Origin of the sequence: Casimicrobium huifangae (assembly GCF_009746125.1) — a bacterium.
In the GTDB taxonomy this organism is placed as follows: domain Bacteria; phylum Pseudomonadota; class Gammaproteobacteria; order Burkholderiales; family Casimicrobiaceae; genus Casimicrobium; species Casimicrobium huifangae.
Genome location: NZ_CP041352.1, coordinates 2,152,804 through 2,169,272, shown reverse-complemented (window position 1 = coordinate 2,169,272; position 16,469 = coordinate 2,152,804). Strand labels below are relative to the sequence as shown.

Annotated in this window: 18 protein-coding genes; 5 read left to right on the top strand and 13 right to left on the bottom strand. The window is 61.4% G+C overall.

What is annotated here, in order from left to right; translation table 11 throughout:
• Positions 1-13: 13 nt before the first annotated feature.
• Positions 14-937: a polysaccharide deacetylase family protein gene (locus tag FKL89_RS09900; RefSeq protein ID WP_238363571.1), complete on the bottom strand. Its 924-nt coding sequence runs from the start codon at positions 935-937 to the stop codon at positions 14-16.
• A gap of 40 nt (positions 938-977) precedes the next feature.
• On the bottom strand, positions 978-2,069 hold the full coding sequence (locus FKL89_RS09895; RefSeq protein ID WP_156862598.1) for a CobW family GTP-binding protein: 1,092 nt from the start codon (positions 2,067-2,069) through the stop codon (positions 978-980).
• A 53-nt stretch (positions 2,070-2,122) separates the two neighbouring features.
• Between FKL89_RS09895 and FKL89_RS09890 the strand changes: the two genes are divergently transcribed.
• Complete coding sequence (locus tag FKL89_RS09890) at positions 2,123-3,601, top strand: NAD(P)H-hydrate dehydratase (RefSeq protein WP_162527479.1); 1,479 nt, start codon at positions 2,123-2,125, stop codon at positions 3,599-3,601.
• 201 nt (positions 3,602-3,802) lie between these two features.
• Here FKL89_RS09890 and FKL89_RS09885 read toward each other — a convergent pair whose 3' ends face one another.
• From FKL89_RS09885 to FKL89_RS09865, 5 genes are all read right to left on the bottom strand, one after another.
• Positions 3,803-4,297: a hypothetical protein gene (locus FKL89_RS09885; protein ID WP_156862596.1), complete on the bottom strand. Its 495-nt coding sequence runs from the start codon at positions 4,295-4,297 to the stop codon at positions 3,803-3,805.
• Positions 4,294-5,268 carry a quinone oxidoreductase family protein gene (locus FKL89_RS09880; RefSeq protein WP_156862595.1) on the bottom strand — a complete coding sequence of 325 codons (975 nt, stop codon included), beginning with the start codon at positions 5,266-5,268 and terminating at the stop codon, positions 4,294-4,296. Before FKL89_RS09880 ends, FKL89_RS09885 begins: the two co-directional genes overlap by 4 nt.
• Positions 5,269-5,375: 107 nt before the next feature.
• Positions 5,376-5,750 carry a fluoride efflux transporter CrcB gene (crcB, locus tag FKL89_RS09875; RefSeq protein WP_156862594.1) on the bottom strand — a complete coding sequence of 125 codons (375 nt, stop codon included), beginning with the start codon at positions 5,748-5,750 and terminating at the stop codon, positions 5,376-5,378.
• Positions 5,750-6,226, bottom strand: a complete 477-nt coding sequence (locus FKL89_RS09870; RefSeq protein WP_156864646.1) for a 2,4'-dihydroxyacetophenone dioxygenase family protein — start codon at positions 6,224-6,226, stop codon at positions 5,750-5,752. The genes crcB and FKL89_RS09870 overlap by 1 nt, the downstream gene beginning before the upstream one ends.
• Positions 6,226-7,125 (bottom strand): LysR family transcriptional regulator, encoded by a 900-nt coding sequence (locus FKL89_RS09865; protein ID WP_156862593.1) that lies wholly within the window; start codon positions 7,123-7,125, stop codon positions 6,226-6,228. The genes FKL89_RS09870 and FKL89_RS09865 overlap by 1 nt, the downstream gene beginning before the upstream one ends.
• 240 nt (positions 7,126-7,365) lie before the next feature.
• Between FKL89_RS09865 and FKL89_RS09860 the strand changes: the two genes are divergently transcribed.
• Complete coding sequence (locus FKL89_RS09860) at positions 7,366-8,088, top strand: type 1 glutamine amidotransferase (protein WP_162527478.1); 723 nt, start codon at positions 7,366-7,368, stop codon at positions 8,086-8,088.
• 68 nt (positions 8,089-8,156) lie between these two features.
• On the opposite strand, the gene FKL89_RS09855 is transcribed toward FKL89_RS09860, so the two are convergent.
• The 4 genes from FKL89_RS09855 to FKL89_RS09840 all read right to left on the bottom strand — a co-directional run bounded on the left by FKL89_RS09855 (position 8,157) and on the right by FKL89_RS09840 (position 13,541).
• On the bottom strand, positions 8,157-9,116 hold the full coding sequence (locus tag FKL89_RS09855) for a helix-turn-helix transcriptional regulator (RefSeq protein ID WP_162527477.1): 960 nt from the start codon (positions 9,114-9,116) through the stop codon (positions 8,157-8,159).
• 159 nt (positions 9,117-9,275) lie between these two features.
• The gene (locus FKL89_RS09850) at positions 9,276-10,919 is read right to left on the bottom strand and encodes a S8/S53 family peptidase (protein WP_156862590.1); all 1,644 of its coding nucleotides are present in this window, start codon (positions 10,917-10,919) and stop codon (positions 9,276-9,278) included.
• Between the two features lie 189 nt (positions 10,920-11,108).
• The gene (locus FKL89_RS09845; protein WP_156862589.1) at positions 11,109-12,251 is read right to left on the bottom strand and encodes a phosphatase PAP2 family protein; all 1,143 of its coding nucleotides are present in this window, start codon (positions 12,249-12,251) and stop codon (positions 11,109-11,111) included.
• 39 nt (positions 12,252-12,290) lie between these two features.
• Complete coding sequence (locus FKL89_RS09840; RefSeq protein ID WP_156862588.1) at positions 12,291-13,541, bottom strand: tetratricopeptide repeat protein; 1,251 nt, start codon at positions 13,539-13,541, stop codon at positions 12,291-12,293.
• Between the two features lie 225 nt (positions 13,542-13,766).
• Between FKL89_RS09840 and FKL89_RS09835 the strand changes: the two genes are divergently transcribed.
• Positions 13,767-14,117: a hypothetical protein gene (locus FKL89_RS09835; protein WP_156862587.1), complete on the top strand. Its 351-nt coding sequence runs from the start codon at positions 13,767-13,769 to the stop codon at positions 14,115-14,117.
• A gap of 166 nt (positions 14,118-14,283) precedes the next feature.
• Here FKL89_RS09835 and smpB read toward each other — a convergent pair whose 3' ends face one another.
• Positions 14,284-14,736: an SsrA-binding protein SmpB gene (gene smpB / locus FKL89_RS09830; RefSeq protein ID WP_156864645.1), complete on the bottom strand. Its 453-nt coding sequence runs from the start codon at positions 14,734-14,736 to the stop codon at positions 14,284-14,286.
• Positions 14,737-14,778: 42 nt separating this feature from the next.
• Between smpB and FKL89_RS09825 the strand changes: the two genes are divergently transcribed.
• Entirely contained in the window at positions 14,779-15,207 is a 429-nt protein-coding gene (locus FKL89_RS09825) for a type II toxin-antitoxin system RatA family toxin (RefSeq protein WP_156862586.1), read from the top strand.
• 9 nt (positions 15,208-15,216) lie between these two features.
• Complete coding sequence (locus FKL89_RS09820; protein WP_156862585.1) at positions 15,217-15,528, top strand: RnfH family protein; 312 nt, start codon at positions 15,217-15,219, stop codon at positions 15,526-15,528.
• A 43-nt stretch (positions 15,529-15,571) separates the two neighbouring features.
• Here FKL89_RS09820 and FKL89_RS09815 read toward each other — a convergent pair whose 3' ends face one another.
• Positions 15,572-16,465 carry a pirin family protein gene (locus FKL89_RS09815; RefSeq protein ID WP_156862584.1) on the bottom strand — a complete coding sequence of 298 codons (894 nt, stop codon included), beginning with the start codon at positions 16,463-16,465 and terminating at the stop codon, positions 15,572-15,574.
• Positions 16,466-16,469: the final 4 nt, after the last annotated feature.

Genomic DNA, 16,469 nt, shown 5'->3' with positions numbered 1-16,469 from the left:
GCGCCGCCGCGCTTCAGTAACCGAGACGCTTCAGTTGCTCAATCTCGTAGTCACCGTCGTCAAACAGGCGCTCCCAGCCGTCAAACTTGCCAAGGCCAAGGCTGCGCGCCATCGAAAGCAACAAGCTCTGTCCCGGCGCCGCACGCTCCGGCTGCAGGCGATACACCGGATCGGCATACGCCTGTGCCGGTGAAATGATCGTCCAGCCCTGCGCCTTGAACATGGCAATCACGTCGCCAAGCCAAAGGGCGTTGATCAGGTTATGGTGCAGCAGCAGCACCTGCGCGATGTCGCGCCCCTGCAATTGCCGCGACAGGCCCCAATAAGCCTGCGCACGTTGCCAGATGTGGGCAAGGTAGGTGCGCTTGATTGCAGCCACATCGGCGTCCGGGTCGCGGCGGAGCGTCTGAACCAGCTTGTCGTTGAGCCGCCAGTCACTCGTGTCCAGGCTGACGTAGGCGTTGCTGTAACCCTGTGCCTTGAGAAATTCGCGCATGCCATCGCGCTTCTCCGGCGTGTTGCCTTCCCGCAGATAGGTGAAGCGGAACCACTTGCGATACCCCGGCAGCGTCCGGATGATGGCATCGCAGTCCAGCAGCTCCTGCTGATATTGCGTGAGCGTGACGCTGCCCTTGTGCAGGTCTGCATGCGTCATCGTGTGATTGCCGATCGCGTGCCCGGCGTCGCCCCAGGCTTTCGCCAGCGCGTAACCGGCCGGACGATCGGCACCGTTAGTCGCAGTGACAAACAGCGCCGCCTTGACGTCGTGCTTTGTCAGTGCATCCAGCAACGCCTGATTGCGGCCAGCGGCAGTGAGGCGTGGCGTGTCGCTGAGGTGCGGGCCATCGTCAAAGGTGAACGCTACCGATTGTGCGAGAGCCTGCGCCGCCATCAGGCCAAAGACAGCAAACAGCCACCGAAGTCTGTTAGCGAACATCAGCATCCGTGGCATGGACCAGATGGCCAAAACAATCGGCCTATTCAACTCTTCCCTGTGCGTAGGCCTTCGGATCGTCCGGTGTTTCGTCGGTGGCGATGCAGTCCTCGAACAGTTCGCGGAACAGCGGTTCTGGCAGCTTGCGACCGATGAAGACGATGGTGCTTTCCTTCTTGGCGTCGTCCGGCCATTCGCTCGCAAAGTCAAAGCCGGCCATCATGTGCACGCCCTGAAATACAACGCGACGCGGCTCGCCCTTGATGTAGAGGATGCCCTTGTAGCGCAGCATTTGCTCGCCGTAGAGGTTGATCAGCGAGCCGATGTAGCGGTCCACCTTGCGCACATCGAGCGGCTTTTCGCTCTTGATGACGAAGCTGTGCACTTCGTCGTGGTGCTCGTGATCGTCACTGGTCAGAAAGTCGGGTTGAATTTCGAGAATGGCATTGAGGTTGAAGCCGCGAATGTCCAGCAGATCCTGGATCGGTGTCTCGCCGAAGTTGACCTTTTTGATCGGTGCGCGCACGTTGAGCTTGCGCAGACGCTCCATGAGTTTCTGCGTCTCGTCCTCGGCCGTGACATCAGTCTTCGACACGAGCAGACGGTCCGCGAACGCAACCTGTTGCTGCGCCTCACTGAAGTCCTTGAGCTGCGTGAGTCCGTGCTTGGCGTCGACGACGGTCACGACGGCGTCAAGCAGGTAGCGTTCGTTGACCTTCTCGTCGGCGAAGAACGTCTGCGCAACCGGCGCCGGATCGGCCATGCCGGTCGTTTCGATGATCACACGCGTGAAGTTGAACTCACCCTTGGCACGACGCTTGTACAGACTGTTCAGGATGCGGATCAAATCGCCACGCACGGTGCAGCAGATGCAGCCGTTGTTCATCTCGACGATCTGCTCCTTGGTGTCGGCGAGTATCTCGTTGTCGACGCCCTCTTCACCGAACTCGTTTTCGATCACAGCGATCTTCTCGCCGTGGTTCTCGCGCAGGATGCGGTTCAGCAGCGTCGTCTTTCCGGCGCCAAGAAAGCCGGTGAGGATGGTGACCGGGATCGGGCCACCAGTCGGCTCAGTGCCCCAGGATTGAGCTTCTTTTTCGGCAGCTTTTTTGGCCGCATCGGCTTTGGTCGACATGCTTGTATTCTTGCGCCACAGTCTGAAGAGACATGAATTTTAGGGCGCCTACGGTGAGTTCAACTGCATACGCTGGTTTGACCGACCATGCCGCACTGCTTTCCAGCGCGGAACTGCGCCAGATTGAGGCGCAATACGCCCATCTTGATCTGATGCGTCGCGCCGGTAAGGCGGCGGCTGAGTTTCTGATGGCGCGCAGCCAGCGCGGCGACCGCATCGTGCTGGTTGCCGGGCCGGGAAATAACGGCGGCGACGCGTTTGCGTGTGCGGCAGAGCTTAGAGCCGGCGGCTATGAACCGTTGGTCGTGTTTCTGGCCGAGGCAATGAACTTGCCGACCGATGCCCGGGCAGCCCGGCAGCGAGCGCTGGATGCTGGCGTGTCCATGGTGCCGTCATTGACCGAGTTCGACGGGGCGTCGTGGATCATTGATGGCCTCTTTGGCATCGGCCTGAAACGCCCACTGGACGGGGCCTACAGCGATGCCGTCCGCGTCATTGCCCAGGCCCGCGAGGCCGGCGCAAGTGTACTGGCGCTCGATGTACCCAGCGGTGTCGACGCCGATACCGGTGCGCTGGTGGGAGACGTCGCGGTCGCCGCCGATCACACGCTGACCTTCATCGCGCCGAAGCGCGGCCTGATGACCGGCCCGGCGCTGGACTACGTTGGCCAACTGCATCTTGCATCGCTCGGATTGGATTTGAGTGATGCGCCGACTGCCGTCACGGCATTCGGCCTGGACGACGCTCGCCTGCTGTTGCGGCCAGCGCGCGCCAATGCGCACAAGGGCAGCCGCGGCACGCTCGCCATCATTGGTGGTGCTAACGGCATGCTGGGTGCCGCCCTGCTCGCCAGCCGCGCGGCCATGCGCATGGGCGCTGGCAAGGTGAAGGTCGCGTGGCTTGCCGAACCGCACCCGCAAGTGGATCCGCTGATGCCCGAAGTGATGATGGGCGCGGTTGCGGATCAAAGCGGGTATGCAGACGCCACTGCCCTGGCAGTCGGTTGCGGCATGGGCCAGAGCGCGGACGCAAGACGCGTGCTGGCGGCGATGCTTCGACACCCTGAGCCTTTGCTCCTCGACGCCGATGCGCTCAATCTGATCGCGCAATCGAAGACTTTGCAGGGGCAGGTGACGCGTCGCACGGGCGGCACGATCATCACGCCACACCCCACCGAAGCAGCGCGACTACTCGGCATTTCAACAGCAGCGGTGCAGGACGACCGCTTGCGCGCGGCGCGTGAACTGGCCACACGGTTCAATTGCGCTGCTGTCGTCAAGGGCACTGGAACTGTCGTTGACGACGGTCAGTCCGCCACCATCAACACAACAGGCAACCCGCTGCTCGCGACGGCGGGAACGGGTGATGTGCTGGCAGGCATGATCGGCGCCCTGCTAGCTCAGGGGTACTCGGCAAGTGACGCAGCACGCATCGGCGTGGCACTGCATGGCGCGGCGGCTGATGCGCTGGCGGCGCGCGGCGTCAGGCGGGCGGTGGCGGGAGATATCGTCGGAGAGCTCGCCACCCTATAGAAGGGGCCTCAGCGATTCGTGCAATCCTCGCAGCCTTGCGAAGCGAAGCGCGTCAAGGCACTTTTTGATCGAAGCCGTTGTCCAATCGGCGCTCACGCGCGGCACACAAAACCCGGACGCGCTTCGCTTCTCCGGGCTACGTCACTTTGCGTATCCAAGCGATCCATTGCGTCGATGCACAAATGAGCCTCGCCCAAATTCCTATAGCTGTATCGATAGCTGCCAGTTCATGGACCGCGCCCGAGCCAGGATTTCTGGCACGGAGGACAGCAGTAGCTCGCCGGTCAACTTGTTGAACAGAGCGACCACGTGCTGCGAGCCTAGCGCCTCGGCCGCTTGAATCTCCGCTTCCGTCAACGCAAAGAAATAACCGTCAAAGCCAGGCTTGACGCGACGCTGGCTAGCGCTTTTGATCTCCACGAAACACATTTGCGGAATGGCATCCAACACCTCATCCAGCTTGGTAAAGTCAACGACGCGCGAATCCTGGACAGAAATGGCGTCGAAGCTTGACCCTTTGATGGAGATGCCGCGGCTCTGCAGCGCGGACAACAAGACCTTTAACGCTGGCCCCTTTGGCCGCGGAACCCAGTTGTCCATTTCGGCAATTGCTGCGATCTCACCATCAGCCCCTCTCGCATTCGTCACGCGAGCCACATGAGCTCGCTTCTCGCGAACTAGATCGATAAGCTTCACGGCACCAAAATAACCCCACCCACCGTCTTCCGCGCTTCCAGATCGCGATGCGCCTGCGCGGCGTCGGCGAGTGAGTAGGTCTGCCTCGCAGCGAGGTCAATCTTGCCGTCTTTCATCATGTTGAAGACGTTGTTGGCCATCTCCTCGGTCGTAGCGCGACTTGACGTGTACGCCATCAGCGTTTGCCGGGTGACGTAGAGCGAGCCCTTTGCCGCGAGGATGCCGAGATCGACGCCGGTGACCGGGCCTGACGAGTTGCCGAAGCTGACCATCAGGCCAAGCGGTTGCAGGCAGTCGAGCGACGCCGGCCAGGTGTCCTTGCCGACGCTGTCGTAAACCACCGGCACCTTCTTGCCCCCAGTGATTTCCTTGACGCGCTCGACGAAGTTCTCGCTGTTGTAGTTGATGACGTGCTTGCAGCCGTGCTCCAGCGCGAGCTTGCCCTTGTCGTCGCTACCCACGGTGCCAATCATGTTCACGCCAATCGCGCGACACCATTGCGCGGCAATCAGGCCGACGCCGCCCGCAGCTGCATGGAACAGGATGGTGTCGCCCGCCTTGCATTTGTAGGTGCGGTTGAGCAGGTATTCGACCGTCATCGCCCGCAGGAAGCCCGCCGCAATGTGTTGCTCGCTCACGTATTGCGGCAGCTTGATCAGCACGCTGGCCGGCAGGTTGCGCTCGCTCGCGTAGCTGCCGAGCGGCCCGTCGCAATACACCACACGATCGCCCGGTGTGACAACGGTGACGCCCTCGCCGACGGCCTCAACAATGCCAGCGCCCTCCTTGCCAATACCGGACGGCAGCGGCACTTTGTAAAGCCCGGTGCGGTGATAGGTGTCGATGAAGTTGACGCCAATTGCGCTGTGCCGCACACGCGCCTCGCCCGGGCCGGGCGGCGGCAGCTCGATCGACTCGTACTTCAGAAAGTCGGGGGAGCCGGTTTCGTGGAAGCGGATTGCGTGTGTCATGGATTACCTCAACTGCAAAACAAAGAAAGAACCTGCAAAAGTCGCCTTGGCCACGATGCTCCCGAGCATCGCGATGGCCGATGGTTTGATCGCGGACAAGCCCGCTCCTACAACATGCTGCGATAAACGACGAATCCCAGCGCGGTCAGCACCAGCGACGCCACCAGGTGCATGGCCGCGAGCGTCAATGCACGTCCGAGATCGCCATCGTGCACCAGCACCACCACCTCGGCGCTGAAACTGGAAAAAGTCGTCAACGCGCCGAGAAAACCCGTCACAAAAAACATCCGCCACAGCGGCGATAGTTCCGGCTTGGCGGCGAGGTGTGCAAGGGCAAGGCCGATCAGGAAGCCGCCAATCGCATTGGCGGCAAACGTCCCCCACGGCATCCAGCTACGGCCGTTCATCGCCAGCGCGAGCCCGTAACGTGCCCACGCACCGAGCACTGCACCGATCGCAATTGCCGTGAGTGTTGCTGGCATCAACGGATGAACTGCTTCACGTAGTCAGCGCCCAGCCCGACCGTCTCGTAGTGCTTTGCGCACATCTCGATCTTGGTCCACACGTCCTCATAGCCCGTCTGATTGCCATCGCCATCCAGGTAGATCATCGCGCCCTGAATGTTGAAGAACGTGATCATTTCGGGGCAATCGGCGGGCACCTCCAGCGTGTGGATTTCACCGGGCGGCTCGTAGACGAAACTGCCCTCGTTCGCCACCCAGTTGTGCTCGCGGTAGAACCACTTGCCCCGGATCACATAGCCAACGACCGCCATCGGATGCCGGTGCCGCGACAGGACGCCGCTCTTTCTGACACGCAGCAGATTGCACCAGCCACCGCTCACGGTGTTCAGCAGCAGCGGACGAAACCACACGTCCGGTGCCTGCGGCACCCACACGCGCTCGTCGTCCGGGATCGCTGCAACAGCGATTTCAGGCTGGATCGCCAACGCGTTCATCACTTGCCCAGCGCAGCCTGCCACACGGCGTCCACCACTTCGCGCTGAGCACCGCGCTCGCGATACAGGCGAATTTCCATCGTGCCGGTCCAGTGGCTGTCGCCACAGCGGGCGATGCGCTTGGCTTTCAACTCGCGCGTCACCGCGCTCTCGGGCAACCACGCGAGGCCATGACCTTCGAGCGCCATCACCTTGAGCGCCTCCGACATGTCGTTTTCATAGACGCAGTCGAGATGGGCGCGTAGCGGCGATTGCTGCAGGATCAGCTCGACCATGCGCCCCAGATAAGCCTGCGGCGTGTATGAGAGATAGGGAATCTTCTTGTGATCGCTGCCGGGCAATGTGAACAATGCGCGGCCCTCGCTATCGGTACGCGAGAACGGTGCGATTGTCTCGGTGCCGAGCACCACCATCTCGTAGCGAGATTCGTCAAGCTGCACCGGCTGATTGGTGTGGTGATAGCAGAGCAGCAGGTCGCAGTTGCCTTCAACCAGGCTCATCACTGCGTCGTGCACGTTGGCTGCCAGCAGCTTGGCCTTGACGCGACCCAACTTCTTCTCGAGCGCGTGCAGCCATGTCGGGAAAAAGGTCAGCGACAGGGTATGCGGCGCGGCAAACAGGATGGTGTCGGTCGGCGCGCTCTGCAGCCCGCGAGCAATCGCCCGCGCGTCGATCGCCTGCCGCACAATCTCTGCCGCCCGGTCGCGGAACTGCTCGCCCGCCTTGGTCAGCTTGGTCGGATAGCTCGTCCGGTCTATCAGCTCGGCACCGAGCCACTGCTCCAGCGCCCGTATTCGCCGCGAGAAGGCAGGTTGGGTAACGTACCTGAGTTCTGCGGCCCTGGAAAAACTGCCCGTTTCGGCCAGTTGCAAAAAGTCTTCTACCCACTTGAGTTCCATGGATGCCGAGTTTAGTCAAAACTATGCAAGAACGGTATACGCGGTGCAATATGGGCTTACGGCTTTTCTTCACCATCCCCATTTCATATGGGCTGGAAGCGATAAATTGCTCAAAGTCGACTTTTTCCGATTTGACCGCTCAGGCCCATTGCGATAAAGGTTCTTGCGCGAAGCTATTGAGTCTGAAGCACCGAAATTGCTGCCGCTGGCCGACGCACGACGCTGCCTACAATGCCGAAGATGCGTATCGCCATTCTGCAGAACAACACCGACGACGGCCCCGCCTACCTTGCCACATGGCTGCGGCAGCGCAACATTGCATTCGACGTTTTTGATTTTGAGCACGGCGACGAGGCGCCGGCGTCATTGGCTGATTACGCGGGCCTGGCGATCCTCGGTGGCGTCATGAGTGTCAACGACGACCTGCCGTCGTTGCGACAGGCCGAAGTGCTTATCCGTGAAGCGCGTACCGCTGGCAAACCGGTCATCGGCCATTGTCTCGGCGGCCAGCTCATCGCCAAAGCACTGGGTGCAACGGTTGGCGCGTCGCCCAACATCGAAATCGGCTGGTGGCCGATGCAGACGACTGACTCCGCAGCCGCCCGCGCGTGGTTCGGAGAATTCGCCGGCAGCACGCCAACCGTCATCCAGTGGCACTACGAGTCGTTCGCCGTCCCCGCCGCTGCCGAACTCATCGGCAGCAGCGATGCCTGCCCCCAACAGGCGTTCGCCATCGACACCTTGCTGGCCATGCAATTCCACGTCGAGATCGACGCCGCCAAGCACGCGCTGTGGCTCAGCGCATCGCAACGCGAACTCGCGCGCTTGCCGGGCGAGCCTTACGTGCAGACCGCGAGCGTGATGGCGGCGCAGATGGCGAATCGACTGACGGAGAGCCAGAAACTGGCCGATGCGATCTATTCCCACTTCGAGACACTTGCCAAAGCAGCCAGCGGCAGCTGACGGATCGCCGAGCAAACAGTGCCAGCGCATCACCGCTTGCTGCGTCGGCCACGCGCGAAAGCACCCCGTCACGCGCGCCGTAGAACCGCTGCCACCTCCGAGCGGTCATGCACGTCGAGTTTCGCGAACACCTGCTTGACGTGGTAACCCGCCGTATTGACCGATACACCAAGCTTCCCGGCGATCTCGGCATTGGTTTGCCCGAGCGCAATCATCAAAGCCACTTCGCGTTGCTGGGCCGACAGCTGCAGACGTGCTGCTCCTTCGGTAAGCCGCACGGGTTCCGCTGCCAGGCGCGAGAGAACCAGCGCAGTTGCCCGCTGCCCAGACACGCCCTCGAGCAGGTGATGGCGAAACGCGAATCGTCCCCACGGAGAGTCCACGGAGTACAACGCGTTCCTGGCGGACGAAGTCGCCTTGACCACGCCGTGCAGAAACTCCCGCAGCGCTTTTGGTTCTGCGGCCGCCTGCACCGGTGATATTGGCTCACCTCGAGCGAGGCGAACCAGCCGCAACCAGCCTTCATCGGCAAATAGCGTGGTGCCCGACTCATCAAGCACCGCCATCGCTTCTTCCGCCGTCTGCTCGGCCGACGCTGAGACAGGGGCAAACGGTGCGGCAGAGAGCGCACGGCCCAGGTAATGCAAAACATCACGCAGCGCCTCGGCATCCGCCGGGCTGAACGGTATGTCCGTTTCCGGGCGATACAAACTCAGCTGACCGATCGGCTCGCGGCCGTTCGCCTGCGCACGTACGATGCCGTACATGATGTGTCCAACATCAAGCGGTGACAGTACGTCGCGGAAGTAGTCGCTGCTTCGTTCCACTGGACCGACAGTTCGGTAGGAGACTGGGTCGCTTGCGGCGACCAAACTCAGGTATGACTTGGTAAACGCCGAAGAATCGGCGCGGTAGTACTGCTCGTAGTATCTAGCCATTGCCTCGGGGGGCAACATTCGCTCGGCATACATATTGGTCATGTTGCCCGCCGCATCGGCGTAAAAGAAGGCAGCATGGGACGAACGCACGACCGCACGCACTGCGGGCAGTAGCGACGGCAAGAGCACTGGCGCAGGGAGCCGCAGTGAACAAAGCTGCCGAACCGTGACTCGGGCGCGCCGCAGGCTGGACGCGTCGCTCGCGCCAGGCGGGTCGATACTTGCTGGATTCGCTCTAGTCATTGCCGTTCACTTGCGTACTCCACGACGCAGATCCGGGGCGGCGGGCGCAAAGTTTCCAGGCCGTCGCCGCTGCATCTCGATGATCAGCGAGTGCGCAGCAGCGCCAGCGGCGACACTGGTGCCAGCAGCCCGATATCGCTCGCCGCTCCGCACACCGTCGCAAACGATGCCTGGCAACGTGCGCGCGGCGTCTCCAATCGCCGAGAGGTCAGGTCCCATGCGGGCTGCGAATGTCGCTGACGATGGCCCCGAGGCAGAATAACCGCTGACTGAGCCATCGCTTGCAATCACACTGCCAACAACGAATCGCCGGGTGTGCTGCGCATTTGCCGGGCTCGACAAGTTCATGTCCTCACGAACATGTTCGCCGAGGAATCGCGCTTGCTGGGCGCGCGCGAGACCGCCATTCATGTCGTCGCGCTCGATCCAGCCGTTGATCACGCCGACGGTACCGGCTTCAATGGCAACCTGCCACACGCCGGCAACAGTATGCGCCCCCTTGCCCCCAATTCGCGTCGGGTTGAATGACACAAGCACCATCGCGCCACTGCGCCCTTGCGGCGCGTTTCGAACGGCAATCAGCGAACAGACATTGCGAGCATCAATCGTGCACCCGCTACCTGTCTGCCCGAGGCTCGCGCCACACGGCCCATTGATTTCAAACCTGACGCGCGACAGATCGGCCTCTTGCGGAAGCCAAAACTCGACGAACACTGTGTTCGGGTTGTCTGGCGGAATGAAAAGCTCAAATGTCACTTTCCCCGATGCTGACGGTGCGGCGGATGCGTGGACTGCACGACCATACGCATTACCCGCAGCCATCACAAGCGTCAGGTGCGGGTTGCGATCCTGCAAGTCATTGAGCGCTTCCTCAAGCAGGCTTTCACCATCGTGCGCGCCAGCAAGGCCACCGTAACTCAATGTGGCGACAACGGGAATGGGGGCACTATCCTTCTCATTGTCAAGCAAGGATTTCCGACGAAAGCCGCCTCGTCGCGCCCTGTCGATGATGTAGTGGAGGCCATCAAGAACACGAACCCCTAGCCAGCCTCCCGATGTGTCTTTCAACTCGTTTTCCGGAAACTGGACAAAGATGAGCGGCCAATCCGATGCCGGCTCGGACATGCGCTGGCCCGAACCGCCGAACGGTGGATAGGCATTGAGCACCTGAGTCATGACACTGGCGCCGTGCCGTCGCTTTTCTGGCGTTTCCAGATACCGCAGAGCGCGGTAAGACTCACACTCGACGGCGTCGCCTCCGAGCGTGATCCGCGAAGAAAGCTGGTCCACCTCGGCCGGGGAGAGCTCCGCGCCATAGGCTGGCGTTTGTCCAGGCGGAAGCGTCATATACGGCTGATACCACCAGCGGTTTCCGGCTTCTGCCCCACCCGGACGGCGTGCCCCCGTCTTGCCCTGGTGCCAGAGCCAGCGAACCCGGCAGCGACCGTCGGCATCCCGAAACGCCTTGTTCAATAGCGGGCATCCGTCGTCGAGAACTGCGGCGATGACGTCGGTATGCGTTGGTCTCACCTCGACATCAGCGTAATCACTCAAATTGATGTAGGACGCATTGCGTGGCGCGCCGAGTTGCCAGCGCACTACGTTTTTCTCGTCAACGAAGCCAGGGTTCCCGTCACTGAGTCGCGCCATCTCAGTGGAGAAAGCAGTTTCGCCGCCATTGCTGATTCTTTGCACCAGATATGGGCGATCGTCATCTTCAGGCAATCTGCCTGTTGTCAAAGCCCAGACAAAATAAGGATCCCAGCAGTCGTTGTCACGACCTTCAGGCACGGTCCAGGCGATGTGTTGTCCTTGTGTATGCGACATGACTCTGCCTCGTCAACGCCACTCGTTGGCGGCAGCTTCCCAAAGCGCGCTGAGTGAGGATGTTTTGGCGTGATCAGAACCGAGTCCGGCGACGACAATCGATTTGCCCTCGATGTCGCCGAGCTGAGCGCGTGCATCGGAAGGTTTTGGCGGACGGCGCCAAACTTCAGGATCGAATTCCGGATTCGCCCCTGTGTAAACGAATTGATACGGCGAAAAATTCGTAGCGTCAGGCGTCGCCAGCCGTTGCACGTAGTCAATCAGACAGGTGCCGAGCATGCAGCCGGCCATGCTATCGACTGGAAAATGAAAGCCGGCAACGACACGATTGGTCGCAATGCGTTCAGCGTATGCATCAAGCACTTTTGCCGCCGAGTCAGCGCTGTCACGACAGCCGATTAGCTTCTTCAGCAGCTCTGACACGACGAACGCCTCCGTCGCGTGCCCGGACGGCAGGGCACCAAACCGCGGCGTGGGCCGAATTGGTTGAATGTACGGACTAAACATGACCGGTCGGGCCGTGCCCAGTGAGTGCTTGATGCGGTGAACCACATGCGCTGCAAATCCGATGCAAACGTCAATCAGCGCCAGAGTATGTGGCGTCGTCGTCGAATTCAAGTCCATGACGCTGGCCCACAGCCCCATAGGCACATCCATCTGATCGAGTATTTCCGGAACACGTTCAGGCCGCAACACGGCCCAGGCCTCAACCAATCGCGCCTGCTCCGCGAAGTTGGCATCACTGGGCCGGGCAATCGTGCAAATGGCTTGCGCGGCGCCTGCACGGTCGAACGCCCGTGTCATCAGTACAAACGTCTCGCCACGCACATCAAAATCAACGTCGGTGCAGAGGTCAAATATGATGCTTCGCGCTCTGGCAATCTGGGACACTTCCAGAATGCCGCCGGCGCTACCCAGAGCCTTGCGCGGGTCTTTCCCCGTCGCAGGCACAGGTGCTCGACCCAGCACCTGCCCAGGGCGCAACCGCCACTGTGCCCCCATTTGCCCGCCAAGGGTCAATTCGCGTCCACGCAACAGTGCGGCAACATTCCCGCCCGACCCGCCGCCCCGTGGTGAGCGCCAGCCTTCCCAGCCCTCCCAGCCTTCCCACCCCTCCCATCCTTCCCAGCCTTCCCAGCCTTCCCAGTTCGCCATGTTTCCCCTTTGCAATAGTGTGAGTGAAGAATTGGCCTGCTAGGCAGGCAAGCCGGCGGCAAGCAAAGCGTCGGCAAAAAGCTTGCGATTGTCAGAGGCTGCCGGTTTGGGGCTTGCCCGCAGAAATGCACCAACCGTGTACAGGGGCTGCTCCCGACGTAGTTCGTCGATATGGCGTGCGGCCGCCCCATGATCGCCCAGCAATTCACAGGCAATGGCCGCCACCCGCAGTGACGAGTAATGCGCACGGTTGCTTCGGATCGAAGCCTCGGCACGATTGCGTGCCCCGGCAAAATCATGCATCGTCAAGCATGCGCTTGCGGCCAGCGATTCGTGCAAAAAGCGCATCGGATCATGGGGCGACAGCGTCAATGCCCGATCAGCAGCAGCGAGTGCCGCGGCTCCGTCATCGTCCAGAGCATGTGCGGCTGCCTTCAACGCCCATGCCAGCGAGTCACTCGGATTGATCGACAAGGCGCGCTCGTAGTGCCGCAACGCGGCCGGCAAGTCCCGCTTGACACTCATGGCGACAGAGCCCGCGACGGCATGCACCAGCGACAGCTCGTCATCGAGTGCCAGCGCCATTTCACTCTCGCGCTTGGCCTGTTCGTGATCGCGCTGATCGTGATGCGCCCAACCCTGTACGACGCGAAACGTATGCCAGCGTGCGCGCCAGGCGTGCGGTACCGCATGACGCGGCGCCCGTTCGGCAACTCGCTCGATGAGCGAAAGGGCTGAGTCAAAGTCATCGCGTCCGAGGCGGTGCATAAGACTGATACTTGAAAGCACCAGAGAGTGCGTCGGTACCGTTGGAAGCGGCGCTGTCCTGCTTGTTTCGAGCTCTCGGCCCGCAATGCGGTGGGTTGCCTCGGACACGATGCGCAGAAAGTATTGCGACTCGGGGGCAAGCAATTCAACGGCGGTCGCGCGGGCGCTGTCATGCCATACCACTCTGCCGTCGACCGTACTCATCAACTCCACTGCAAAACGATACTCATCGCCCGCTGGCTGTTGCCAGGTGCCGGAAAGTACATAGTCAGCCGAAATGACTGTCGTCAGTTGCGCACCGGATCGGACCGCCCGCGCCGCTGCAGCGGACGAAAGGCGGGAAATCAGTTCGATGCCTGTGCACCGCGAGAACGCCTGCAATGCAAGATCGGCGTAAACGTCACCGACCGCCGCGCCATTCTGACTTTCATTTGCCGGCGCGAGGCTAAGATGACTGAGCGGAAACACAGCCAGGGTAACCGAGGTCTGAACCTGACTTTTCGGCAGGCTTCCTGCAGCCATGCCTCCCTGCCGCCTCGCCAGCTCAAACACACGTATCGGATCGGATGCCCCCTTGATATAGCAGCGCCCCTTGTCCACAAGCGTCAGGTGAGCAAAGCCAGCGAGTTCATCTCGGCACTCGGTAGAGACCAGCGATTGCCCGGGCAATGCCAGACTGGCAATGCGGGAGCAGATTGACAAGCCAAGGCCAAACCGCACGCCGTCATGATCGAGTACGTTTGCGCAGTGCAACCCAATCCGAAACACAAACGCACTGCCGTTGACCGCATCAAAGCTCGCGGCTGTCCGGTGAATCGCAGACGCGGCGTTGGCGGCGTCGATGGCGTGACGGAACAAAAATATGAGCCCATCACCGCGACGCTCAAGCAATCTGCCCGAACCTCCATCAGCCGCGGCGCCGGTCACGTCAGCAAACAACCGGGCGATGCGCCTCACACCGGCAATTTCGTCATCAGCCAGCATTTGCGAGGACTCGACGAGATCGGCAAACAGCACCGTAAGCCGTTCTACACGAAGCGCGACATCGTCACCAGTATGCATGCCCCATGCGGCCCCCTGCTCCGCCTCACGTGCTAGCCACGAGCATAGCGAATCTGGCGATGCACCGAAACGGCAGTCTGACCTTTGCCGATTCACCTGTTGGACCCGCTGTAGACGCATCACCGTAGCCTACGTGGTAACGCAGTAAGGCTCCCCACCTGGACAGGTAGGGTGAGCAATTTCGCGAGCCCGGGGAAACTTGCTACGCTCTACCCGCCTTCTTCATCGCATCCGCCGCGTCCCGCTGATTCTCCCGATCCTTGATCGCGGCGCGCTTGTCGTGGTCTTTCTTGCCTTTGGCCAGGCCGATTTCAAGTTTTACGCGGCCCTTTGAGAAATGCAGGTTGATCGGGATGAGGGTGTAGCCCTTTTCCTTGACCTTGCCGATCAGTTTGTTGATTTCTTCCCGGTGCAGCAGGCAGCGACGCATGCGGATGGCGTCCGGACGTATGTGGGTGGAAGCGCTGTTGAGCGGGCTGATATTGGCGCCGACCAGCCAGACCTGACTGCGGATGACGCGGACGTAGGCCTCCTTGATGCCCACCCGGCCGGCGCGGATGGCCTTGACCTCCCAGCCTTCCAGCTCCAGCCCGGCCTCGTAGCGGTCTTCGATGAAATAATCGAAGAAAGCCTTTTTGTTGTCGACAATGCTCATTGACTGGATTTTAGGGATGCCGTGCCGCACGGCGCTGCGGCGATGAAGCATGTCGTCCGTTCGATACTGGTCACCCACCCTGCGGCCAAGATGTACGCGCTGGTGAATGACGTTCCGTCCTACCCGGAGTTCCTGCCGTGGTGCGGGGGCGGCCGCATCCTGGAACAGTCGGACACGCATATGCAGGCAGCGGTGGATATCGCCTATCTGGGCGTACAGCAGACTTTCACCACCCACAACACGCTGGTGCCGAACGAGCGCATTGATCTGGCGCTGCTGAGCGGGCCATTCTCCAGGTTGAGCGGCCAGTGGCGGTTCAAGCAGTTGGGCGACGTTGGCTGCAAAGTCGAGTTTGAGTTGAACTATGCGTTTGACGGGTTGATCGGCAATCTGGTGGCGCCGGTGTTTGACCGCATTGCCTCGTCTTTCGTCGATGCTTTTGTGCGGCGGGCTGAAGCCTTGCACCTGTAAAGCCGAGCCATGACTGCTTCAATTTCCGTCACACTCGTCTCGGCGTGGCCTGATCGCCTGGAGCAGACGCTACTGTCGCTGCCCGCTGGCTCCTCACTCGCGGACGCGCTGGCGGTGTCCGGCCAGACACCAGACGCAATTGATGCCGGTATCTGGGGAAAACGGATGCCCCCTGACACCCTGCTCTCCGACGGCGACCGCATCGAGCTGTATCGCCCGTTGATTGCAGACCCGAAAGCGGCCCGGAAGAAACGGGCAACGGAACAGGGCTACCGCTGGCAGGGCCGCACACGGCGGGCTGCGCGACAGGCCCAGACGTAGAAAAACCCCGGCTGCTAGCAGCCGGGCTACGTGTCGCCGATGCCTACGCGCTGGCCACCTTCTGGCGGATAAATGTGCCGCGCTGAAAGTCCTGCATGGCCTGCATGATTTCCTCGCGCGTGTTCATCACAAAGGGGCCGTAGCCAGCGACTGGCTCGTTGAGCGGTTCGCCGTGCAACACCAGCACCGTGGCGTCACCACCGATCGCCTCCAGCCGCGCCGCAGTGCCTTCCCGGTCGAGCACCACCAGCGACGGCGAGCTTGCTTCCTGCGTTGCATTCACGTTCACCTTGCCCTTGAGCACGGCAAACAGCGTTGTGTAGCCGGCGTGCAGATCCAGATCAATCACCTGCCCCGCAGCGAGTTGCACGTCCCACACGTTCACCGGCGAAAACGTCCGTGCCGGGCCGCTGGTGACAGCCCCATCGGCACTGCCTGCAAATTCGCCTGCAATGACCTGCACCCGGGCACCGCCGGTCGCCACTACCGAGGGGATTTGCGACTTGAGAATGCCCTGGTAGGCCGGCGGCGCCATCTTGTCCCTGGCCGGCAGATTCACCCAAAGTTGCGCCATCTCCAGCGTGCCGCCGCGGGCATTGAATTCGGGCGACAGCCACTCCTCGTGGATGATGCCCGACGCCGCAGTCATCCATTGCACGTCGCCGGGCCCGATGATGCCGCGATTTCCTTCGGAATCGTGATGCTCGATCTCGCCCTGATAGGCCACGGTGACGGTCTCAAAGCCTCGATGCGGATGCTGCCCGACGCCACGTGGTTCACTGGACGGCGCAAAGGTTCGGGGCGCCCCGTAATCGAGCATCAGGAACGGACTGAAGGCTTCGGCGTCCTGCCCGTAGAAAAACAGGGAGTTGACGTGGAAGCCGTTACCGACCCAGTGCGGGGTGGGCGCACGTTGAATGCGAAGGATTTTTTTCATCATT